Annotated in this window: 25 protein-coding genes and 1 tRNA gene; 6 read left to right on the top strand and 20 right to left on the bottom strand. The window is 71.7% G+C overall.

Annotated elements, in window-relative coordinates:
• Positions 1-173 precede the first annotated feature (173 nt).
• The 8 genes from ACFYYJ_RS02820 to ACFYYJ_RS02855 all read right to left on the bottom strand — a co-directional run bounded on the left by ACFYYJ_RS02820 (position 174) and on the right by ACFYYJ_RS02855 (position 5,250).
• Positions 174-1,007 (bottom strand): RNA polymerase sigma factor SigF, encoded by an 834-nt coding sequence (locus ACFYYJ_RS02820; protein ID WP_389128062.1) that lies wholly within the window; start codon positions 1,005-1,007, stop codon positions 174-176.
• Between the two features lie 391 nt (positions 1,008-1,398).
• On the bottom strand, positions 1,399-1,560 hold the full coding sequence (locus tag ACFYYJ_RS02825; protein ID WP_365172386.1) for a hypothetical protein: 162 nt from the start codon (positions 1,558-1,560) through the stop codon (positions 1,399-1,401).
• Positions 1,561-1,945: 385 nt separating this feature from the next.
• The gene (locus ACFYYJ_RS02830; RefSeq protein WP_385357419.1) at positions 1,946-2,275 is read right to left on the bottom strand and encodes a hypothetical protein; all 330 of its coding nucleotides are present in this window, start codon (positions 2,273-2,275) and stop codon (positions 1,946-1,948) included.
• 173 nt (positions 2,276-2,448) lie between these two features.
• Positions 2,449-2,533, bottom strand: a tRNA-Ser gene (locus tag ACFYYJ_RS02835).
• A 78-nt stretch (positions 2,534-2,611) separates the two neighbouring features.
• Entirely contained in the window at positions 2,612-3,091 is a 480-nt protein-coding gene (tadA, locus tag ACFYYJ_RS02840) for a tRNA adenosine(34) deaminase TadA (protein ID WP_385125739.1), read from the bottom strand.
• 8 nt (positions 3,092-3,099) lie between these two features.
• A complete protein-coding gene (locus ACFYYJ_RS02845) occupies positions 3,100-3,648 on the bottom strand; it encodes a hypothetical protein (protein ID WP_385125622.1) in 549 nt (182 codons plus the stop codon).
• Between the two features lie 343 nt (positions 3,649-3,991).
• A complete protein-coding gene (locus ACFYYJ_RS02850; protein WP_385125620.1) occupies positions 3,992-4,180 on the bottom strand; it encodes a hypothetical protein in 189 nt (62 codons plus the stop codon).
• A 125-nt stretch (positions 4,181-4,305) separates the two neighbouring features.
• The gene (locus ACFYYJ_RS02855) at positions 4,306-5,250 is read right to left on the bottom strand and encodes a universal stress protein (protein WP_389127906.1); all 945 of its coding nucleotides are present in this window, start codon (positions 5,248-5,250) and stop codon (positions 4,306-4,308) included.
• 273 nt (positions 5,251-5,523) lie between these two features.
• On the opposite strand from ACFYYJ_RS02855, the gene upp reads away from it, so the two are divergent.
• Positions 5,524-6,159 carry a uracil phosphoribosyltransferase gene (gene upp / locus ACFYYJ_RS02860; RefSeq protein ID WP_376659269.1) on the top strand — a complete coding sequence of 212 codons (636 nt, stop codon included), beginning with the start codon at positions 5,524-5,526 and terminating at the stop codon, positions 6,157-6,159.
• Positions 6,160-6,181: 22 nt separating this feature from the next.
• On the opposite strand, the gene ACFYYJ_RS02865 is transcribed toward upp, so the two are convergent.
• Together ACFYYJ_RS02865 and ACFYYJ_RS02870 are read right to left on the bottom strand one after the other, a co-directional pair.
• A complete protein-coding gene (locus ACFYYJ_RS02865; protein WP_385357414.1) occupies positions 6,182-6,838 on the bottom strand; it encodes a LytR C-terminal domain-containing protein in 657 nt (218 codons plus the stop codon).
• A 94-nt stretch (positions 6,839-6,932) separates the two neighbouring features.
• Positions 6,933-7,229, bottom strand: a complete 297-nt coding sequence (locus tag ACFYYJ_RS02870) for a type II toxin-antitoxin system VapB family antitoxin (RefSeq protein ID WP_030010424.1) — start codon at positions 7,227-7,229, stop codon at positions 6,933-6,935.
• Between the two features lie 88 nt (positions 7,230-7,317).
• Between ACFYYJ_RS02870 and ACFYYJ_RS02875 the strand changes: the two genes are divergently transcribed.
• Positions 7,318-8,937 carry a helicase HerA-like domain-containing protein gene (locus ACFYYJ_RS02875; RefSeq protein ID WP_389127909.1) on the top strand — a complete coding sequence of 540 codons (1,620 nt, stop codon included), beginning with the start codon at positions 7,318-7,320 and terminating at the stop codon, positions 8,935-8,937.
• An 86-nt stretch (positions 8,938-9,023) separates the two neighbouring features.
• Positions 9,024-9,956, top strand: coding sequence for a glucose-6-phosphate dehydrogenase assembly protein OpcA (gene opcA, locus ACFYYJ_RS02880; RefSeq protein ID WP_389127911.1), 933 nt, complete (start codon positions 9,024-9,026; stop codon positions 9,954-9,956).
• Here the strand turns inward: opcA and ACFYYJ_RS02885 are convergent.
• Both ACFYYJ_RS02885 and ACFYYJ_RS02890 read right to left on the bottom strand, forming a co-directional pair.
• Entirely contained in the window at positions 9,905-10,381 is a 477-nt protein-coding gene (locus ACFYYJ_RS02885) for a cupin domain-containing protein (RefSeq protein WP_385357409.1), read from the bottom strand. The two genes, opcA and ACFYYJ_RS02885, sit on opposite strands and share 52 nt — an antisense overlap.
• 211 nt (positions 10,382-10,592) lie before the next feature.
• Complete coding sequence (locus ACFYYJ_RS02890) at positions 10,593-11,189, bottom strand: HhH-GPD-type base excision DNA repair protein (RefSeq protein ID WP_385125610.1); 597 nt, start codon at positions 11,187-11,189, stop codon at positions 10,593-10,595.
• Between the two features lie 109 nt (positions 11,190-11,298).
• Between ACFYYJ_RS02890 and ACFYYJ_RS02895 the strand changes: the two genes are divergently transcribed.
• The gene (locus tag ACFYYJ_RS02895) at positions 11,299-12,099 is read left to right on the top strand and encodes a VOC family protein (protein ID WP_389127913.1); all 801 of its coding nucleotides are present in this window, start codon (positions 11,299-11,301) and stop codon (positions 12,097-12,099) included.
• A 91-nt stretch (positions 12,100-12,190) separates the two neighbouring features.
• Here the strand turns inward: ACFYYJ_RS02895 and ACFYYJ_RS02900 are convergent, their stop codons facing one another.
• From ACFYYJ_RS02900 to ACFYYJ_RS02910, 3 genes are all read right to left on the bottom strand, one after another.
• Complete coding sequence (locus ACFYYJ_RS02900) at positions 12,191-12,421, bottom strand: hypothetical protein (RefSeq protein ID WP_389127915.1); 231 nt, start codon at positions 12,419-12,421, stop codon at positions 12,191-12,193.
• 101 nt (positions 12,422-12,522) lie between these two features.
• Positions 12,523-13,317: an inositol monophosphatase family protein gene (locus ACFYYJ_RS02905; RefSeq protein WP_385357403.1), complete on the bottom strand. Its 795-nt coding sequence runs from the start codon at positions 13,315-13,317 to the stop codon at positions 12,523-12,525.
• Between the two features lie 27 nt (positions 13,318-13,344).
• Complete coding sequence (locus ACFYYJ_RS02910; protein WP_389127917.1) at positions 13,345-14,298, bottom strand: helix-turn-helix domain-containing protein; 954 nt, start codon at positions 14,296-14,298, stop codon at positions 13,345-13,347.
• A gap of 369 nt (positions 14,299-14,667) precedes the next feature.
• Between ACFYYJ_RS02910 and ACFYYJ_RS02915 the strand changes: the two genes are divergently transcribed.
• On the top strand, positions 14,668-15,141 hold the full coding sequence (locus ACFYYJ_RS02915) for a carboxymuconolactone decarboxylase family protein (RefSeq protein WP_385125601.1): 474 nt from the start codon (positions 14,668-14,670) through the stop codon (positions 15,139-15,141).
• A 9-nt stretch (positions 15,142-15,150) separates the two neighbouring features.
• Here the strand turns inward: ACFYYJ_RS02915 and ACFYYJ_RS02920 are convergent, their stop codons facing one another.
• Positions 15,151-15,765: a DinB family protein gene (locus tag ACFYYJ_RS02920; protein WP_389127920.1), complete on the bottom strand. Its 615-nt coding sequence runs from the start codon at positions 15,763-15,765 to the stop codon at positions 15,151-15,153.
• 13 nt (positions 15,766-15,778) lie between these two features.
• Positions 15,779-16,222, bottom strand: a complete 444-nt coding sequence (locus tag ACFYYJ_RS02925; RefSeq protein WP_389127922.1) for a hypothetical protein — start codon at positions 16,220-16,222, stop codon at positions 15,779-15,781.
• Between the two features lie 218 nt (positions 16,223-16,440).
• Between ACFYYJ_RS02925 and ACFYYJ_RS02930 the strand changes: the two genes are divergently transcribed.
• Positions 16,441-16,860 carry a molybdopterin-binding protein gene (locus ACFYYJ_RS02930; RefSeq protein WP_385125597.1) on the top strand — a complete coding sequence of 140 codons (420 nt, stop codon included), beginning with the start codon at positions 16,441-16,443 and terminating at the stop codon, positions 16,858-16,860.
• Positions 16,861-16,864: 4 nt separating this feature from the next.
• Here ACFYYJ_RS02930 and ACFYYJ_RS02935 read toward each other — a convergent pair whose 3' ends face one another.
• From ACFYYJ_RS02935 to ACFYYJ_RS02945, 3 genes are all read right to left on the bottom strand, one after another.
• Positions 16,865-17,311 (bottom strand): molybdopterin-dependent oxidoreductase, encoded by a 447-nt coding sequence (locus ACFYYJ_RS02935; RefSeq protein WP_385357391.1) that lies wholly within the window; start codon positions 17,309-17,311, stop codon positions 16,865-16,867.
• 83 nt (positions 17,312-17,394) lie between these two features.
• Entirely contained in the window at positions 17,395-20,181 is a 2,787-nt protein-coding gene (locus tag ACFYYJ_RS02940) for a molybdopterin-dependent oxidoreductase (RefSeq protein WP_389127925.1), read from the bottom strand.
• On the bottom strand, positions 20,181-21,032 hold the full coding sequence (locus tag ACFYYJ_RS02945) for an FAD binding domain-containing protein (protein WP_389127927.1): 852 nt from the start codon (positions 21,030-21,032) through the stop codon (positions 20,181-20,183). Before ACFYYJ_RS02945 ends, ACFYYJ_RS02940 begins: the two co-directional genes overlap by 1 nt.
• Positions 21,033-21,082: the final 50 nt, after the last annotated feature.

Consider the following 21,082-nt stretch of genomic DNA (forward strand, 5'->3'; position numbering starts at 1 on the left):
CTCCACCTGAATACCGGAGGCGGGGCTGCGGCAAACGCGGTTCCAGCAGAATGTCACATGTCGGCAACGCGCTGTAGCGCCATATCGACATATGTCTCCAGCGACAGAACAGGTCAGAAGGGGATCGGCCGGTTCTGTCGGGAAAACGGGTGGATGATCTCCACCCGTTCCGGTTACGCCTCGATCCTGTTTGCGGATCGCAGTCGGGCGAAGCTGCGGGCGAGCAGCCGGGAGACGTGCATCTGCGAAACGCCCAGCTCGGCACTGATCTGGGACTGCGTCAGATTGTTGTAGTACCGCAGGAGCAGGATGCGTTGTTCGCGCTCGGGCAGTTGTACGAGGAGATGGCGTACGAGGTCGCGGTGCTCGACCCCGGCCAGCTCGGGGTCCTCGTACCCGAGGCGGTCGAGCAGCCCGGGCATCCCGTCGCCCTCCTGTGCGGCCTCCAGCGAGGTCGCGTGGTAGCTGCGCCCCGCCTCGATGCAGGAGAGCACCTCGTCCTCGGTGATGCGCAGCCGCTCGGCGATCTCGGGGGTGGTCGGGGTGCGGCCGTGGAGGGTGGTGAGGTCCTCGGTGGCGGCGTTGACCTGAACCCACAGCTCGTGGAGGCGGCGCGGGACGTGCACGGTCCGGACGTTGTCGCGGAAGTACCGCTTGATCTCGCCCACGACGGTCGGCATCGCGAAGGTCGGGAACTGTACGCCCCGGTCCGGGTCGAAGCGGTCGATGGCGTTGATCAGGCCGATGGTGCCGACCTGGACCACGTCCTCCATCGGCTCGTTGCGGCTGCGGAAGCGTGCGGCCGCGTAGCGGACGAGGGGGAGGTTGGCCTCGATGAGGGCCCCGCGCACCCGGTTGTGCTCGCTGGTGCCCGGTTCCAGGGCCTTCAGCTGCCCGAAGAGGACCTGGGTGAGGGCCCGGGTGTCCGCGCCCCGGCTCTGCGTCCGCTGGGCGCCGGGAGCGGGCGGGGGCGTGGCCGTGGCCGTGAGAGTGGCCGTGGGCGTCACCGGGTTGGTCGTCGAGCCGGACGCCGGGGTCGGCGCCGGGGGCTCGTCCTGCTGGGGCGGGACCTGGGGGTCCTGGAGGGCCTGGTGGGCCTGGTGGGCCTGATGAGCCTGGTGGGCCTCTTGCTGGGGGTGGGGGTCCTGCTGGGGTGGCACCTGAGGCGCTGTACTGGCCGGCACGGTCACGCCACCCCTTCAGTCAACTTCAGTCAACGCATCCGTCAAAAGCGGTCATAGCATCACAAGAGATGTGCACTGTGTGCAAGCACCGTATATCGCCGTGTTGAGGGCAAGTTGGGCATATCGTGGCATTCCATCCGGCTGCGGGTACGCAAAAAACCCCCACCCGTCGGAGTGGGGGGCCGGAAGTCCGGGAACCGCTTCAGCCTACGGGTCAGCGCACCAGTTCGGTCATGAACTCGCCGATGCCGGAGGCCGCGTCCGATATCCCCTGGAAGCCGATTTCCACGATCTCGGCCGCCCTCTTCGGCTGGGTGATGATGACGAAGAGGACGAAGACGGTCAGGGCGCTCGTGATGAGCTTCTTGGTGTCCACGGGCGCGCGGCCTCCCCAACCGGTCCTTTGTGAGTCGGGTGAGTCTAACCGGTCAGGATTGGGCACTCACCTGTCCTTTAAGGACCAATGACCCGGTGGGACGGGTCCTTTGCCGCTGGGGCGACCTTCGCACGGGGCGCATGCTTGTTGTGAGCCCACCGGTTCTGGCAGGAAACCGGTGGGTGAGGGACAGGGCCTCACTGCGGGGTCCGAGCCGCAAGCTTCCCCCCTGACTGCGGCCCGGGTCGGCAGGTTCCGTCCTCAACGGGGGAAGTGGCTTGTCCCCCCGATGCCACTTCCCCCGTCCCATACGTCGAAGGTCCCGACCCCCGCGGTCGGGGCCTTCTTCGTGTGCGCCCGTCTTCTTCCCGCCGTTCCGCGCGTCCTACTCGATGCCGCCGGCGAGGTCCGTGATGGGCTGTACGGGGGCGATGACGGGCGCCAGCTGGTTCGGCAGCTCCATGAGCTGGTTGAGCTGGTTCGCGCCCTCGCTGAGCTTCGCGCCGATCTCCTGGACCGAGGCGGGCGTCGCGCCGGCCGGCATGCCGGGGGCCGCCGTCGGCAGGTCGGGGAGGGAGAGGGGCGAGATCGGGGCGTCGGCGGCGGAGGCGGCGGGAGCGGCGAGGCCCGCGGCGGCCCCCGCGAGGGCGATGGCGGCGAGCATGCGCTGGGTCTTGGTCATGCCGTGACAACGGCCGAGGGGGCGGGCGGTCACGCCGGTGTCCTCCGGACAGGCGGGCGGTTGCTCCGGGGGGTGCGGGTCGTGGGCCGGTGCGGCACCGCTGCCGGGACTCCGCCCCGGACCCGCGCCTCACACGCCGGCGGGGCTGGATTCACCCGGATACGCCGAGAGCCCCGTCCCTTGCGGGACGGGGCTCTCGATCGGAGCGGTAGTGGAGGGATTTGAACCCCCGATGGGTTGCCCCATACTCGCTTTCGAGGCGAGCTCCTTCGGCCACTCGGACACACTACCGAGATGGATCCTAGCCTACGGAGAGGCATCCTCTGAAATCGGCGTCCGGCGAGCCTGTGAAACCGGGCGAAACCCGCATCAAAGGGTGCGGAAGAAGTCCGTCAGCTGCCGAGCGCACTCCTCCGCGAGGACGCCCCGGACCACCTCCGGCCGGTGGTTGAGCCTGCGGTCCCGTACGAGGTCCCAGAGCGAGCCCGCGGCGCCCGCCTTGTCGTCGTCCGCGCCGTAGACGACCCGGGCGACGCGTGACTGCACGAGCGCGCCCGCGCACATCACGCACGGTTCCAGGGTCACCACGAGGGTGCACCCCGGAAGGCGCCATTCCCCGAGCGCGGCGGCCGCCCGCCGCAGCGCGACCACTTCGGCGTGCGCGGTCGGGTCGCCGGTCGCCTCGCGCTCGTTGTGGCCCGTGGCGAGGAGCTCCCCCGCCGGGCCGAGCACGACGGCGCCGACCGGCACGTCGCCGGCCGGCACCGCCAGGGCGGCCTCCTGGAGCGCGAGGCGCATGGAGTCCCGCCAGGGATCCCGTACGGGATCCGGAGTGTGCGCGTCGTGCATGTGGATCACTAGCGGACGGCCTCCAGGACCTCGGTGGCGCCGAGGGACTCGGCGATCTCCGAGAGAGCGTCCCCGTCGAGGGTCATCAGCTGCTTGTTGGTCACCCCGAGGTCGTCCAGCAGCCGGGGGTCACCGAGCGGACCGGCCGGAACCGGCTCCGAGCCGCTCCCACCCGCCTCGCCCTCGTCGGCGTCCTCGTCCGCGTAGGCGGACACGGAGTCCTCCTCGCCGTCCTCGGTGCCGTCCAGGTCGAGCTCGTCGAGTTCGTCGTCCTCCTCGTCGTTGCCCAGCAGCTCTTTGGTCAGCATCGAGCCGTAGGAGCTGCGGGCGGCCGCGGCGGCGTTCGATACGAAGTACCGCGGGTCCTCCTCGCCGTCCACGCGGACGACGCCGAACCAGGCGTCCTCCTGCTCGATGAGGGCGACCACCGTGTCGTCGTCGACAGCGGCGGAACGGGCGAGATCGATCAGATCACTGAGGGACTCGACGTCGTCGAGTTCCATGTCGCTCGCTTCCCACCCGTCTTCGGTGCGCGCGAGCAGTGCGGCGAAGTACACCGTGACTCTCCCACTGGTCTTAGGCGTGCCGGTTGGAGGTCCCCCCGGCCGGAGGTTGGGGCGGAACGGCTGTGGTGCGTCGTGCGGTGCTGCATCGCCGTCCGTGCCCCGCCCAATCGGCATCGTGGCAGAAACGGCGGCTTTGCGAGAGGTCTTCCGCGGTTGCGTCGTGCCGTGGCGCCTCCCGGCCGGGGTCGTACAGGCTTTGCGGGGCGGCGTGTCGGGCGGCCGGTGCGGCGCCGCTGCCGGGGCTCTGCCCCGGACCCCGCGCCTCAAACGCCGGCGGGGCTGCGTGGGCCGGCGGGGGCGGACGGGTCGGATGGAGCGGCGGGCTGGGTCGGCACTACCAGCGGAAGGTGCGCATGCGCATCTGTTGGCGCATGCGGGCCGCGCGGGCGCGACGGGGCTGGACCCGGTCGCGCAGGGCGCGGGCCTCCATCAGGTCGCGCAGGAACTGCGCTCGGCGCGCTCGGCGCTGTGCGGCGGTCTCCGGCGGTTCCGCCGTGTTGTCGCTCGGCTGCGTGTCGGGCATCGGCCACCACCCCGTGCTGGTCGGTCGTCCCCCTCGCACCCACTTTCCCCCGAACAGCCGGTTTGATGCCACCCAAGTGCAGGTCAAGCGGGTCAGCGGGGTCGGGGGGAGGGCCGGGAGCGCGGTCAGGAGTCGTCCGTCAGGGTCGGTACGACGGCCACCGGCCCGTGGGCGTGGTGGAGCACCGCGTGCGCCACCGAGCCGATCTGGAGGGACAGCGCGGTGCGCCTCGGGTGGTGGCGGCCGACCACGATCAGGGCCGCCGACCGGGAGGCCGTGACGAGCCGGCCCGCCGGGTCGCCGGGCACGGCCGTCTGCTCGACCCGGACGTCCGGGTACAGGGTCCGGAAGGGCGCCAGCCGCTCCGTCTGGGAGCGCAGCATCTCCAGCTCGGCCGGTACGGCGTCCTCCCCCTCCTCCGGCAGCCCCTCGGGCGGGATCACCACGAAGGGGGCGTCCACCACCATGGTCGGCACGGGCGGGATGACGTACGCGGAGACCACCTGGACGGCGGTCCCCCGCGCGGCGGCCTCCGCGAAGGCGAAGGCCAGTACGTCGTCGGGGGTCTCGGAGGCGTGCAGGCCGAGCACCACCCGCCCCGCCGACTCCTCCGTCTCGGCCCCCGCCGCGCGTTCCGCGTGCGGGACCACCACGACCGCGCAGGGCGCCGTGGAGGCCACGGCGCGGCTGTTGGAGCCCAGCAGCAGGCTGGCGAAGCCCCCGCGCCCCCGGGAGCCCATGACCAGCATCATGGCCTCCGCGCCGATGACGCGCAGGGCCTCGGGCACGGAGCCCTCCAGCGACTCGTACCGCACCCCCGCGGGCAGCTTGCCGCCGCTGCCGCCGAGCAGGGCCCGGATCCGGTCGCTCACCGGGTCGGCGTACTCCTCGGGCTCCGAGCCGTCGCGAAGTGCGGAACGGCGGCCCGCATACAACTGGGCGTGGTCGGGCAGGACATGGGCGATCAGCAGCTCCGTCCCGTGCCGGACGGCCGCCGCCCGTGCCCATTCCAGGGCCTTGAGGCTGTGTTCGGATCCGTCGACGGCTGCGATCACGGGTGCGTGCGTCATCAGTCCAGCGTGCGGGGCGTACGGGTGGTCCGCATCCGGGGCCGTCCGGGGGCGGGGCCGGGGGTGGCGTGCGAAGGCGGCGCGCGAAGGCGGCGCGGGAGGGCGGCGCGGGAGGGCGGCGCGGGAGGGCGGCGCGGGAGGGCGGCGCGGGAGGGCGGCGTGCGGGGGCGGCGTGCGGGGCGCGAACGGGCCCGCTCAGCGCGTAGCCTTTTGTGTGTGGGTCGCGTCTCGCGGCCGTTTTTGCAGGTCGCAGGCCGAATCTTGGAGGATGTTGTGCGTTTGCAGGTAGTCGATCACCCCTTGGTGGCGCACAAGCTCACGACCCTGCGCGACAAGCGCACCGACTCGCCCACGTTCCGTCGGCTCGCCGACGAGCTCGTGACCCTGCTCGCGTACGAGGCCACGCGCGACGTGCGGACCGAGCAGGCCGACATCGAGACCCCGGTGGGCCCCACGACCGGCGTGAAGCTCTCGTACCCGCGCCCGCTGGTCGTGCCGATCCTGCGCGCCGGCCTCGGCATGCTCGACGGCATGGTGCGGCTGCTGCCGACGGCCGAGGTGGGCTTCCTGGGCATGGTCCGCAACGAGGAGACCCTGGAGGCCTCCACGTACGCGACGCGCATGCCGGAGGACCTCTCGGGCCGCCAGGTCTACGTGGTCGACCCGATGCTCGCCACCGGCGGCACGCTGGTCGCGGCGATCCAGGAGCTGATCAAGCGCGGCGCCGACGACGTGACGGCCGTGGTGCTGCTGGCCGCGCCGGAGGGCGTGGAGATCATGGAGCGCGAGCTGGCGGGCACGCCGGTGACCGTGGTGACGGCCGCGGTGGACGAGCGGCTCAACGAGCACGGCTACATCGTTCCGGGGCTGGGCGACGCGGGCGACCGCATGTACGGCTCGGCCGAGTAGCCCTCCCGGAACGGTCAGGGGTTCAGCACTTGACGGGCGCGGGCGCGGGGTTGGCCAGCAGGGCCAGCGCCTTGTCCGCCTCCGCCTTCGCGGTGAGCTCGGTGAAGGCGTCGCCCAGGATCAGGTCGATGTCCGCGCCTTCGCGGGTGTCGGTCTGCTGGGTGGCGCCGGCGAGCTGCGCGCCGAGTACCGAGTAGGCGGCTTTGTCGGTCGACGGGGAGCCCAGCAGTATCCCGGCGCCGGTGACCTTCTTGTCGAAGTCGGCGGGGGCGTTGCCGACCTTGCCGATGACGAATCCGCGTTTTTGCAGTTCGTCGCCGACGGCCTTGGCGAGGCCGGCCCGCGGGGTCGCGTTGTAGACGTTGACGGTGATCTCGCCGGGCTGCGGGAGGGCGACCGCCGGTTTCGGGGAGGCGGCCGCGGGGGCGCCCTTGGCGGCGGCGGCCGCCGCCTTCTTCTTGCAGTCCTCGGCGGCCGCGGCCGCGTTCCGTTTGGCGGTGTCGCCCTGGAACACGTCGATGAGCTGCAGGGCTCCATAGCCGAGCAGGGCGAGCGCGAGGACCGAGCCGAGCACGGCGAAGACGATCCGACGACGGCTCCGCTTACGGCTCATGCGAGGGTAGGCGGCTCCCGTGACGCGGTACTTTCCGCCCATGCCGGGGGGAGTGAGCATGCTCATGGGCGCAGCGTAGTGCCGCCCGGGGGCGATGCCCACTCAATGATCTGCTGATAGGTCAATCGAGACCCGAAAGGCGCAATCCGCCGCGAAGCGGTCAGTCCATTTCGAGGACGCGCGCGTGCAGCACCTGGCGCTGCTGGAGGGCCGCGCGCACGGCGCGGTGCAGCCCGTCCTCCAGGTAGAGGTCGCCCCGCCACTTCACGACGTGGGCGAACAGGTCGCCGTAGAAGGTGGAGTCCTCGGCGAGCAGCGTTTCCAGGTCCAGCTGGCCCTTGGTCGTCACCAACTGGTCGAGCCGGACCGGGCGCGGCGCGACGTCCGCCCACTGCCGGGTGGTTTCCCTGCCGTGGTCGGGGTACGGCCGTCCGCTTCCGATGCGCTTGAAGATCACACGGAAAGCCTACCGGGCCCGCGCCTGCGGGCGCAGCCTCGCGACGTTGGTGCAAAAGTGTCAGACGGGGCTATTTCGGGAGTGATGCATGAGTGAGAGCACCGACGCCGCCGCCTCGACGGACCATGCCGAGCAGACCGGACCGGCCGCGGAGATCGCCGCCGGATACGCCTTCACCGGGCCGGCGCTCGACCTCGGAGCCCTGCTCTGGGACGGTTCCTGCCTGCCGGAACGGCAGATCCGCATCCCCCTGTCGATGCTCAACCGGCACGGTCTGGTCGCGGGCGCCACCGGCACCGGCAAGACCAAGACGCTCCAGCTGATCGCCGAGCAGTTGTCCGCCCAAGGCGTACCCGTCTTCCTCGCGGACATCAAGGGAGACGTCTCGGGGATCTCCGTGCCGGGCGCGGCGGGCGAGAAGGTCGCCGAACGGGCCCGTGAGGTGGGCCAGGACTGGGAGCCCAGCGGATGCCCGAGCGAGTTCTACTCCCTCGGCGGCATCGGGCCCGGGATCCCGATCCGCTCCACCGTCACCGGCTTCGGCCCGGTCCTGCTGTCGAAGGTGCTCCGGCTCAACCAGACGCAGGAGCAGTCGCTCGGCCTGATCTTCCACTACGCCGACTCCAAGGGTCTGGAGCTGATCGACCTCAAGGATCTGCGCGCCGTCGTCGCCTTCCTCGTCTCCGACAAGGGGAAACCCGAACTGAAGGGGATCGGCGGGCTGTCCACCGTGACCGCCGGGGTGATCCTGCGGGCCCTGACCGCCTTCGAGCAGCAGGGCGCCTCGGAGTTCTTCGGCGAGCCGGAGTTCGACACGAGCGAGTTCCTCCGCACGGCCGCCGACGGCCGCGGCACGGTCTCCCTGTTGGAACTCCCGGCCGTCCAGGACAAACCGCAGCTCTTCTCCACCTTCCTGATGTGGCTGCTGGCCGACCTCTACACCGACCTGCCGGAGGTCGGCGACCTGGAGAAGCCCAAGCTCGTCTTCTTCTTCGACGAGGCGCACCTGCTCTTCAACGGCGCCTCGAAGGCCTTCCTCGAATCCATCACCCAGACCGTCCGCCTCATCCGCTCCAAGGGTGTCGGCGTGTTCTTCGTGACCCAGACGCCCAAGGACGTACCGGCCGACGTGCTCGCCCAGCTCGGCAACCGCGTACAGCACGCGCTGCGCGCCTTCACCCCCGACGACGCGAAGGCGCTGAAGGCGACGGTGAGGACCTTCCCCAACTCCCCGTATGACCTTGAGGAACTGCTCACGGGGCTGGGCACCGGCGAGGCCGTCGTCACGGTGCTCAGCGAGAAGGGCGCCCCCACCCCGGTGGCCGCGACCCGATTGCGCGCTCCGCAGTCGCTGATGGGCCCGATCGACGCGGGCGGGTTGGATCAGGCCGTGAAGTCCTCGCTGCTGTGGTCGCGTTACGCGGAACCGGTCGACCGCGAGTCCGCGTACGAGAAGATCAGCGCCGAACAGGCCGCCGCCGAGGCCGAGGCGGAGGCGGCAGCGGCCGCCGCGGAGGCGGAGAAGCAGGCGAAGGAGGCCGAGAAGGAAGCGGCCCGGGGTGCGCGGGGCGCTCCCGAACCGGAACCGTCACTGGCCGAACAGGTCGTGGGCAGCGGCCTGTTCCGCTCGCTGGCCCGGTCGGTCGGGACCCAGCTCGGCCGGGAGATCTCCCGCTCGATCTTCGGTACGGCCCGGCGGCGGCGGTGAGCGGGGTGCGGCGCGGGACGTCGGTTCGAGGCGGAGTCGAGCGAACCGATTGCCGCCGTACGGCCGCTCGCTGACAGACTCGCCGCATGTGGACCGAACTCACCGACACCACCTCCAGCAAGGTCAACCGGGCCCTGCTCGAAGCCCGCCGGGCCATAGGCAGTCCCACGATGGGGCTGGTGCTGACCCTCGTCGTCGTCACCGACGAGGAGAACGCCTACGACGCCGTGCGCGCGGCCTCGGAGGCCTCGCGGGAGCACCCGTGCCGCATCATCGCGGTGATCAAGCGGGTGTCGCGCGGCCCGCTCACGCTCCGGGCGACCCGGATGGACGCCGAGCTGCGGGTCGGCACCGACGCCGGCACCGGGGAGATCGTGATGCTGCGCCTGCACGGGGCGCTGACCGAGCACACCGCCTCGGTCGTGCTGCCGCTGCTGGTGCCGGACGCGCCCGTGGTGGCGTGGTGGCCGGCCGACGCCCCCGCCGACCTGGCCGGGGACCCGCTGGGCGCGCTGGCGCAGCGCCGGATCACCGACGCGGCGGCCGCCACCGACCCGGTGGCCGTGCTCGACGAGCGGGCCGCGGGCTACCACCCGGGCGACACCGACCTGGCCTGGACGAGGCTGACCCAGTGGCGGGCGCTGCTGGCCGCCGCGCTCGACCAGAAGCCGCTGCCGGTGACGGGGGCGACGGTGGAGAGCGAGGCCGACAACGTGAGCGCCGAGCTGCTGGCCCGCTGGCTGGAGGACCGGCTCGGCGTCCCGGTGGAGCGGGTGGAGAGCCCCGGCCCGGTGATCACCCGGGTGACCATGCGCACCACCGGCGGCGAGATCCGGGTGGACCGCCCCGCGGGCGCGCTGGCCACGCTGGTGCTGCCGGGGAGCGTCGACCGCAAGGTGGCCCTGAAGATCCGCAGCAACGCCGAACTGATCTCGGAGGAGCTGCGGCGCCTCGACGCCGACGTGGTCTACGGCTCGGCGCTGCGGCGGCGGCCGCTCCAGGCGGCGCTCTCCGCGTAGTGGTTGTCGTACGCCGTCGAGCTGTCCTTGATGTCCTGCACGGTGGCCTCGCCCGCGTTGACCCGGCCGAGGAGCCGGTAGTAGTCGAAGCGGCCCATGCCGGGGGTGAAGCCGACGAAGACGCTCGCGGTGTGCCCGGCGGTCGGGGCGAAGGCGTGCTTCACGCCCGGCGGGATCGCGATGAAGTCGCCGGCTTCGAGGGTCTGGATCTCGTCGCCGACGAGGACGTCGAGCCGGCCCGCGGTGACGTGGAAGAACTCGGTGGCCTTGGTGTGGAAGTGCACCGGGGCCCCGGCGGCGCCCTCGTCGAAGGTGGCGGTGTTGCAGGTGAGTTCGGCGGTGTCCGTGAGCAGCGTGATGAGGCTGCCCGGGGCGTCGTGGACGGCTTCGGCGGTGGCGGCGCGGGTGGCGGTGATCTCTGTCATGTCCCCCAATCTACGGTCCGGATAGACCGGCCACAGGGGTCAATCGGTGGCCTTTCAGACCGGTCAATTCCCGTGTGATTTCCGCCGGCCACATCCAGCCCCGCCGGCGGGAGCAGCCATCTCGGCCCCGCCGGCGTTTGAGGCGCGGGGGTCCGGGGCGGAGCCCCGGGAGGCCGGGCGGCACCCGAAGTGCCGCGTCACCGGACCCGGTTCACGCGCCGTCCCGCGAGGCCTTGGCGGCGGCCTTCATCTCCTGCTTGTGCGCCCGTACCTTGGCCAGCGACTCCGGCCCCGTGATGTCCGCCGCCGACCGGTAGACGTTCGCCTGCCCGTAGCCGCCCGCCGCCTCCCGCCAGCCCTTCGGCCGCACCCCCAGCCGCTTGCCCAGCAGCGCCAGGAAGATCTGCGCCTTCTGCTCCCCGAAGCCCGGCAGCGCCTTCAGCCGCTTCAGCAGCTCCGCGCCCGTCCCCGCGTCGGCCCAGACGGCCGCCGCGTCCCCTTCGTAGTGCTCGACGAGGTACGCGCACAGCTGCTGGACGCGCTTCGCCATCGAGCCCGGATAGCGGTGCACGGCCGGTTTTTCCGAGAGCAGGGCGGCGAAGGCCTCGGGGTCGTAGGCGGCGATCTCGTGCGCGTCCAGATCGTCGGAGCCCAGCCGCTGGGCGATCGTCCACGGCCCGGAGAACGCCCACTCCATCGGCACCTGCTGGTCCAGCAGCATCCCGACCAGCGCGGCGAGCGGGCTCCGCGAGAGCAGCGCGTCGGCCTCTGGCTGCTGCGCGAGCCGGATGGTGATCTCGTTGTCCATGGCTCCAGGGTCCCCCGCGGACGCGCTTCCCGCGCGGTTGTCGGACCCCGCCCCTAGCGTGGTTCGTGCAGTCGAACAGTCGAAGAGCAAGCCGAGGAGTCGATCGATCATGGTTGAGTTCACCGAAGGCGCGCCGTGCTGGGTGGACGCGATGTTCGCCGATGTGGAGGGCGCCAAGTCCTTCTACGGCGACGTACTGGGCTGGACCTTCGGGGATGCCAGCAGCGAGTACGGCAATTACACGCAGGCGTACTCCGACGGAAAGGCCGTGGCCGCCGTCGTCCCGCCGATGCCGGGGGTCGAAGCGCCCTCGCAGTGGTGTCTGTACTTCGCCTCGCCCGATGCGGCGGCCACCGCCGCGAAGGTCACGTCGGCCGGCGGCGAGGTGCTGATGGGCCCGATGCAGGTCGGCCCGTTCGGCACGATGCTGGTCGCGAAGGAGCCGAGCGGGGCGGTCTTCGGCGTCTGGCAGCCGGGTGACCACAAGGGCTTCGAGAAGACGGGCGAGAACGGGTCGTTCGCCTGGGCCGAGGTCTTCACGCGGGACGCGGCCAAGGCGGACGCGTTCCTGCCGAAGGTCTTCCCGTACGGCGTCCAGCAGATGGATCCGGGCGAATCCGGGATGGACTACAAGATCTTCAGCGTCGGCGGCCCCGAGAACCCGGTCATGGGCCGGATGCCCATGGGCGAGGAGTTCCCGCCCGAGATTCCGTCCTACGTCCAGGTCTACTTCGCCGTCCCGAACTGCGACGAAGCGGTCGCGAAGACCCAGGCGCTCGGCGGAAAGCTGCACTTCGGGCCGATGGACAGCCCGTTCGGCCGCTTCGCGGCGGTGACCGACCCGCAAGGAGCGGCCTTCGCGGTGATCGACACGGCGACGACGGTCGGTGAGATGCCGAAGTTCGAGTGACCCGGGTCGGGAGGGTCCCGGCTCCCGTACGCATGCCCGTGCCCCTGCCGGGGATTCACGCCAGGGGCACGGGGGTGTGGGGGTGTCGGCCTCAGCCGCGGGTGCCGTCCAGGACGAGGGGGGCGTAGGCGAACCACCCGCGGTCCGCGGGCCGGCCCGGCACCGCCGCGGGCTGGAGCGGGGCGGGCGCGAGGAGCACGTGGCCGTACGGGGGCCACGGGTAGGCGCCGCCGCTCCGCGGGGCGGCGGCCTGCGCGGGGGCGCAGGTGATGAGGGCCGTGCTGAAGGCGAGTACCGCGGCGGCGGCGACGTTCTTGATCACGGGTGGAGGAATATCGGCCGGCGGGCGCCGCCGAACAGGTTTCTGATCCCGCCTTCACCCGTATGCCGGAGCCGGTTCACCGCAGAAACGAACCTTCACCGTCAGCCGCGGATCAGCGACATCAGCAACGCGTGGGTTTCGGCGTCCGCGGCCACCACGAGTCCACGGCCCGACTCCCCGACCGGGCCGCCGTCGATCCCGGTGACCACGCAGCCCGCGGCCCGGCACAGGGCGATGCCCGCGGCGAAGTGGACGCTCCCGGAGAGGTCCCCGCCGTCGGTGACGTACGCGGCGCGCTTGCCCGCGGCGACCCATGCCAGCGCCAGCGTCGTGGACACGACGCGCGGCCGGAAACGCTCGACGAACCCGGGGTGGGCCAGCAGGTCGACGGCCCGGAAGCCGGGAGCGCCGGGGAACGGCGGGTCGAGGTTCACGTCCACCAGTCGGGTGGCGGAGGAGGGCTCCAGCGGTGCGTCCGCGACCCCCTCCCGACGCACCCAGGCGGTCTTGCCGTCGGTCGCGAACACCTCGCCGGCGAACGGGTCGGCCACGGCCGCGGCGCCGTCGCGCAGTGCCACGTTGACGGCCACCAGCATGTTGCCGACGGCGTAGTTCAGCGTGCCGCACAGGGGATCCACCAGCCACTGCCGACCGACCCCGTCGCCACCCCGCTGCCCGCCCTCCTCGCCCAGCACCGCGTCGTCCGGACGCGCGGCCCGTACGACACCGAGGATCGCCTCCTCGGCCTCGACGTCGGCGGCGGTGGCGAAGTCCCCGGCGCCCTTGTCGATGCGGTCGAGCCGCCGGCCGTACATCCTCCGGACCACGTCCGCGCCGGCCTGCGCCGCGGCTGTCGCGACGGCGGTGTCGTCGAGCTTCGCGTATGAGTCGATCATGCTCGGCAGGCTATCCGCGGCACGCGGTCAAGCGGCGTGGAAGCCGTCGATCTGCGCGCAGTCTCCACACGTGCCGGGCGCGGGGCTGCGGAAGGCGCGTTCGCACGTGGGGCAGGTCTGGAACGGGTCCGGCGGCACGTAGCCGTGCGCGCGGTGCACCGGCCCCAGCAGCGGCGGCAGTTGGGCCGAGAGGCGGTGTGCGATCAGTCCGGCCGGATTGCGGGGCTGCGCGGGGAGGTTGGCCGTCAGCGCGCACACCACCGCGTCCGCGGACGCCCCGCGCTCCAGCCAACTCTCGACGCCGGGAGCGAGCCGGCGGATGTCCCGCTCGCCGAGCAGCAGACGGTGGTCGACGCGTCGCAGGCGCGCGAGCAGCTCGCTCGCGGCCCGGTGCCGGGCGGGGGACACGTCACTGGGCGCCGGAACGGGCGGTGCGGGGGTCGGGGCAGGGGCTTCGGACCGGGGTTCGGACGTGGGTTCCGGCGCGGGTTCCGGCTGCGGCTCGGGCCGGATGTCCGCCTCGGGCGCCACGGGTGCGGGCGCGGGTACGGGCACGGGCACGGGCTCCACGCGAGGACGGGAACGCGGCTCGGATGCCGGGGGCGGCGGGGGCGGCGGCTCGGGGCGTCGCACCTCGGGGGCGGCTCCCGGGCGGTTGTGGGACACCGTACGGGTGATGATTCGCCCACCGGGCAGATGTTCCCGCGTTCGGCTGAGATAGCCCGCGCACTCCAACTCCCGAAGGGCGGAGGCGATCCGGATCTCACCCTCGGTGAACCGTCCGGCCAGGTCCTTGATGCCGATCCGCGTCCCGCCGGGCACCGACTGGATGTACACGGCCAGCCCGATGGCGGTGAGCGACAACTCGCGGTGCTGGGCGAGGTGGTTGCCGACGACGGTGAAGTGCGAGGTGTGCTTGACGTGTGCGTGGCGTACTCCGGACGGGAACACCGGGCGCGCGTTAAAGTGCTCGGAAGCCATGGGGAAGGGAAGTTCCTCGTAGGTCAGGCCCTCGTTCGGGATTGCCGTCCCGGCGGGGGCCGTCTCATGTCTGGGGTGGTCGGGCAGAGCATATGCCGGCCAACCGCCGCCAAATCCAGCTGAGTTGGCATATGTCACCCGTGTGAGTGAGCGGCCGATTCCGGGAGGCTGGAGGGGTCTGGCGGGGTTCTTTCTCTCGTTATTGCGGAGCAAGAGAAAAATCGTGGATCCCCGCATCGCGTCGGCCCACGAACCGGTGGACCCGCTCCCCCGCCCCTGAGACCCAGGTCACATTTCCAACCTGTCACAGCCTCCCGGGCAGCGGTGTCTCAAGGGTCGTAGCCACCGGGAACGGCAGAGGAGAAGACCATGGGTCCCCGACTGAACATCTTCGGCAACGAGACCGCGGGCAAGGTCATGAAGCACTTCATGGCGGCGGGCGCGGCGATCAAGGGTTCCGCGCTGCCGGCCGCCACGCAGGAGCTGGTGGCGCTGCGGGCGAGCCAGATCAACGGGTGCGGTTTCTGCGTCGACATGCACACCAAGGACGCGACCGCCGCCGGTGAGAGCGCGGTGCGCCTCCACCTGGTCGCGGCCTGGCGCGAGGCGACGGTCTTCACCGAGGCCGAGCGGGCCGCGCTGGAGCTGACCGAGGAGGGCACCCGCATCGCGGACGGCGCCGGAGGCGTGCCGGACGAGGTGTGGGAGAACGCGGCCAAGCACTACGACGAGGACCAGCTGGCCGCGCTGATGATCCTCATCGCCATGATGAACACCTACAACCGGCTGAACGTCATGCTCCAGATGCCCGCCGGCGACTACCAGCCGGGCCAGTTCCACTGACCGGTCCCGTCACCGGCCGGACCGGTACAGGTCGCGGAGCAGTGCGATCTCCGCTCCGTGGTGGAGGAGTTCCTGGTTGACCCACCATGCGATCTCGATGAAGGGCTCCTCCGCGTCGCCGCCGTGCGGGTACGTGCAGTACCCGACGGTGTCCAGCGCGGCCTCGTCGACGCTCAGCAGGGCGTTGTGCCACGCCGTGGCGGCGGTGTCGAAGCCGGTCACCGCCCCCGCGGCGGTGCCCTTCGCCCGGTAGTCGTCCCGGGTCAGGGTGCGGGTGCCCGCCGTGTGGTCGGCGCGGAGCGTCAGCATCTCGGTGACGTGGCTCAGGCGCCACGCGATCGTGGTGAACGGCGGCGGCCACGGGTGCGGGTACGCCGCGGCGTCGCGCCCCCAGTCGCCGGCGCCGGCGAGGAACGCGGCGCGGGAGCCGGGCCCGTCCGCGTGCCGTCGTATGGACCAGCAGTCCGGGACCGGCTCCCAGAGGTACTCCTCGTCCGTGATGGGCCCGACCTTGGTGTCCGTGCCGTCGCCGCTGTCCATGACGGGCCCCGACAGGCGGTCGGCGAGGCGGGTCCGGGCGAAGTCGAACTGGGCGAGCAGCGGGACCAGGCGGGGCGGGGTCACGGGAGGGCTCCTGTCAGACGTCGAAGGGCTGGAAGTGCACGAGGGCGGCCTTGCCGTCGCCCTCGTACTGCGCGGTGATGTCGATCGCCATCGCCCCGCCGACGGCCGCCGGGCCGAGCTTGACGTGGGCGCAGGCGTCGACGGTGTCGGGGTGGCAGTCCGTGCCGACAGTGGTGCCGGGGTAGGCGGTGGCCATCCAGGCCTCGAAGTCGGCCCGCGCGATGCGGAATTCGACGTCGTAGGAGGTGTCGCGCGAGGCCAGAGCCGCGCACGTCGCGTCGTGCGCGCCGGTCGGCAGCCCGGGCCGGTCCGCGAAGTGCATGGCCTGGGCGCAGGACACGGGCTCCCGGGCGCCGAGGTCGTCGTCGGTCAGGACGCCGACGGCCTTCCAGGCCAGCCAGCCCGTGCCCGCGAGTACCGCGGCCCACACCGCGACGAGTGCCCAGGTCTGTTTCACGCCGGGGAGACTAGTCGCTGATCGGTTCGGGACGTACGGGTTTTCGCGGCCGGGGCGGGGGTCCGCGCGGGTCCAACGGCAGGCACCAGCCGACCGGGTGGTTCCGGTTGGCGGATGAGAGGGAGTGAATACGTGTCGGTGCGGAGGGGCATACGGTCGAACTCGTGCGGTTCTCATCCGATCCGCACGAAGTCGCTACGTAAGAGGTCGAACCACTCATGAGCCTGAGCATCCGCAATCAGATCGCCGGCACCGTCACCGCCGTCACCGCAGGTGAGGCCATGGCGACGGTCAAGGTCCGGCTGGACGGCGGTCAGGACGTCACCGCCGCCATCACCGTCGACGCCGTCAAGGACCTCGGCCTCTCCGAGGGGGACGCCGTCAAGGCGCTCGTCAAGGCCACCGAAGTCGCCCTCGCCACCGCGCCGGTGGACGGGATCTCCATTCGCAACCAGATCGCCGGGACGGTCACGGACGTGTCCGCCGGGCCCGCCATGGCGTCCGTGAAGGTCGACGTGAACGGCGGCTCCCTGACCGCGGCCATCACCGCCGACGCCGTCGAGGCGCTCGGGCTGGCCGCCGGGTCGTCCGTCACCGTCCTGATCAAGTCCACCGAGATCTCGCTCGCGACCGCCTGACGGCCTACGCGCCCAGGTTCGGCGGGGAGAGCGCGCCGAACCAGACGTGGGTGACCGCGCTGACGTAGCGCGCCCCGCACCGGTCCGTCGGGACCACCAGCTGGCAGCCCGGTCCATCGAGGTCCTCCCCGTCGAGCCGGGTGGCCAGCAGGACCGGACCGTCGGCGAAGTCGGCGTCCAGTTCGGCCCAGGACAGCACGCTGTGGTGCCCGTCCCCGCCGCTGATCGCCAGCATGAAGCGGCTCCGGTCCTTGCGCCGCCGCGCGTCGAAGGCCGGGCCCGCGTCCAGGATCACGTCGTGGAGCAGCGCGCCCTCGAACACGTGGTGCTGAGGCCCGTTCGTCGCGCAGTCGAACGTGACCGCCGCGCGGTGCTGACGCCATTCACGCAGGTCGGCGACGCTGAGGGTCGCCGGGTGGTCCAGATCGCCGTGCAGGATGAGTTTGGCCATGGGTACGTCATGCCCGGCACGCCCTCACCCAGAACCCCATATGCGATGTTGATGGGTTGATACAAGTCGCAACTGCGCGTGTTTCAGTCATTCGCACCTTGCATTTTCGCATCCTCCATCCTCTGCCACACCACGTCGCGGAGCACCGGCATCTCCGTGAACCGGACCCCCGTCGCGTCACGCAGCGCATTGGCGAACGCCGGCCCCACCGGGTTGAACGGGCTCTCGCTCATCGACTTCGCGCCCAGCGGCCCGATCGAGTCCGAGGTCTCCGTGAAGTGGACCTCGGTGCGCGGGACGTCCGCGTACTGCGGGAGCCGGTAGCGGCGGAAGGCGGCCGTCGTGACCTCTCCGCGCTCGTCGATCCGTACGGTCTCGAAGAGGGTGGCGCCCAGGGCCTGTGCGACGCCGCCCTCCACCTGGCCGAGGCACTGCATCGGGTTCATCACCTTGCCGGCGTCCGCCGAGTGCACGCTGCGCAGGATCTTCATCTCGCCGGTGTCGGGGTCCACGGCCAGCCGGAACCACTGGGCGTTGAAGGCCACCGAGCGCGGAGTGCCGCCGAAGTGCCCCTCGGCGCCGATCTCGCTCGCCCTCCCCTTGGCGTGGGCGGCCTCGTACAGCTCCTTGAGGGTGACGGTCCGGCCCGCGCAGTCGAAGGACTCGGGGCCGAGCACGCACAGGTGCCGGGCGACGCCCGTGTGCGCGGAGGCGAAGGTCTTCATGCGCTCGGCGAGCGAGGTCGCGGCGAGCATCACCGCCTTGCCCGCCACCACGGTGCCGGCCGATCCGAAGGCGCCGGTGTCGTGCCGGACCACGTCGGTGTCGGCCTGGCGGACGGTCAGCCGGTCGGCCGTGGTGTTCAGCATGTCCCCGGCGAGCTGCTTGTGGACGGTGGTGGTGCCGTTGCCGAACTCGGCGGTGCCGACGGCGATGTCGTACGTACCGTCCTGGAGCAGGGTGACGGTCGCGTCGGCGTAGTGGCCGCGCGGGGGGCTCGTGGCGATCATCGACACGGCGGTGCCCTGGCCGGTCACCCAGCCCGGGGGCACGTCCTCGTGGCTGGTGTCCTCGGCGATGGCCTTGCGCACCACGGCGAGGCACTCGGCCAGGCCGTAGCTGGCGATGAACAGGTCGTCGTCGTGGCCGATCGGGGTGTGCATGTGGTCGAGCGGCCCGATGATGTTCTTCTCGCGGAACTCCAGCGGGTCCATGCCGAGGCGCCGCGCGACCTCGTCCATCGCCGATTCGAGGGCGAAGGTGGTCTGGCCGAGTCCGTAGCCGCGGAAGGCGCCCGACGGGACGACGTTGGTGTAGACGGAGTACGCCTCGACCTTCTTGTGCGGGGCGTTGTAGATGACGAAGGACTCTCCGGCGCTGTGGTACATCACGCCCGGGCCGTGGTTCCCGTACGCGCCGGTGTTGGACACGATCCGCATGGAGATGGCGGTGAGCCTGCCGTCGGCGCGGGCGCCCAGCTTGATCCGGACGGTGAACGGGTGTCGGGTGCCGGCGCCGTAGAACTGCTCGGCGCGGGTGAACTCCAGCTTCACCGGGCGGCGCAGCTTCAGCGCGGCCAGCACCACGATGTCCTCGGTGAACATCTCCTGCTTGCCGCCGAAGCCGCCGCCGACCCGGCCCGCGACCACCCGCACGTCGTCCTCGCTCATCCCGTACAGGGCGCACAGGGCCCGCCGGGTCAGGAACGGGGTCTGGGTGGAGGACCGTACGGTGATGCGCTCGCCGGTGCCGTCCTCCTTCGGCTCGAAGTAGGCGACGCAGCCGTGGGTCTCCAGGCTGGCGTGCTGGACGCGCTGCGTCCGGAACGTCTCCTCGTAGACGACGGCTGCCTCGGCGAAGCCCTGCTCCACGTCGCCGATCTCGCCGTGCACCTCGCCGGCCACGTTGTTCTCGACGCGGGCGATACGGGCCTCCGGTCCCTTGCCCGCGTGGATGACGGGCGCGCCGGGGGCCATGGCCTCCTCCGGGTCGATGACGTAGGGGAGTTCCTCGTACGTGACCCGGACGCGGCGGCAGCCCTCCTCCGCGGCCCCCTCGCTGTCGGCGACGACGGCGGCCACGCGCTGCCCGATGAAGCGGACGACGTCGTCCAGCAGGCGGGTGTCGTCCGGGTCCTCGTGGGGGTGCTCGTGGCGGGCGCTGGAGTAGAGGACGTCGGGGACGTCCTCGTGGGTGAACACGGCCCGCACCCCCGGGACGGCCAGGGCCTCGGAGGTGTCGATCGCGGTGATCCGGGCGTGCGGGTGCGGGGAGCGCAGCAGCTTCATGTGCAGCAGCCCGGGCACTTCGATGTCGAAGGTGTAGCGGGCGGTGCCGGTGACCACCTGGGGTGCGGCGGGCGCGCCCAGGTTGCGGCCGACGGCCTTGCCCGCCTCGGGTTCCTCGACGTGCTTCACGCCGCGTACGGCGTCCTCGATGGCGCGGTAGCCGGTGCAGCGGCAGATGTTGCCCTTGAAGGCGCGCGCGAGGTCGTCGAGCTTGCCGTCGCAGTGGGGGGTGCCCTTCTCTGCCTCCAGCGCGGCGGTGGTCATGACGAACCCGTTGGTGCAGAAGCCGCACTGGAAGCCCTGCGCCTCCAGGAACCTGCGCTGCACCGGGTGGAGTTCGCCGTCGGGGTGGGCCAGGCCCTCCAGGGTGGTGACCGAGCGGCCCTCGGCGCGGACGGCCGGGTAGAGGCAGGAGTGCACGGGCTGTCCGTCGACGTGGACGGTGCAGGCGCCGCAGTCGCCCTGGTCGCAGCCCTTCTTCACGCCGAACCAGCCTCGCTCGCGGACGTAGGTGCGCAGGCACTGGCCGGCGCGCGGCTCGTCCTGGAAGCGCCGCTTGTTGATCTCGATCTCGTAGCTCATCAGGAAGCCTCCTCCAGGGTGAGCCGGGTGTGCCGGGTGGGTCGGGTGAGTTCGACGCGGATCTGCTCCGCGAGGTGCAGGGCCATGTGGCGCCGCCAGGCGGGTGCCCCGTGGATGTCGTCGAACCACTCGTCGGGGCGGACGGTGTCGTCGATCGCGGCCCGCAGCTCGCCGGCGGTCGGCCACAAGGGGAACCAGAAGCGGAAGGGGCGGATGGTGGCGGCCGTGACGGTGAGGGTGAAGGAGCCGTCCTGGGGGTCCGCCGCGCCGATGATCAGGGCGGCGGAGCGGCCCAGTCCGTAGAGGGAGGCCTGGCGGAAGGCCGTACGGCACTCCAGCGAGCGCGCCGGGATGCGGACCGAGCGCAGCAGTTCGCCCTCGCGCAGGTCCTTCACGCCCGCGCCGCGGATGAACTCGGTGACGGCGAGGCGGCGGGTGGCGCCGTCCTGTCCTTGGAGCAGGACGGTGCCGTCGAGGCCGGCGGCGAGGGAGATGATCGGGCCGGCGGGCAGGCCGTTGCAGAGGTTGCCGCCGACGGTCGCTATGTTCCAGATCTTGAAGCTGGCCAGGAAGGCCCGGCAGCACTGCTCGATCAGTGGGGCGGCGGGGGCGGACAGGCTGCGGCCGAAGCGGGAGAGCTCGGTGATGGTGCAGGTCGCGGCGATGTCGAGGGAGCCGTCGGGCTGCCAGGTCAGGGGCGGCCAGCCCATCCGGGAGAGGTCGACGAGCCGGCGGATGTGCGGCTGCGGCTCGGAGAAGAGGTACGTGCCCCCGCCGAGCCAGGCGTCGCCGGGGCGCCAGGGCTCGCGGCGGCGTCCGTCACGTACGTCGAGCACCGTGTTCAGATCCATTTCGCGCCACCGACCCTTCCCGAGCGTTCCCGATTCCGGGCGTCTTTCGC

Origin of the sequence: Streptomyces sp. NPDC002467, assembly GCF_042889825.1 — a bacterium.
Lineage (GTDB): Bacteria > Actinomycetota > Actinomycetes > Streptomycetales > Streptomycetaceae > Streptomyces.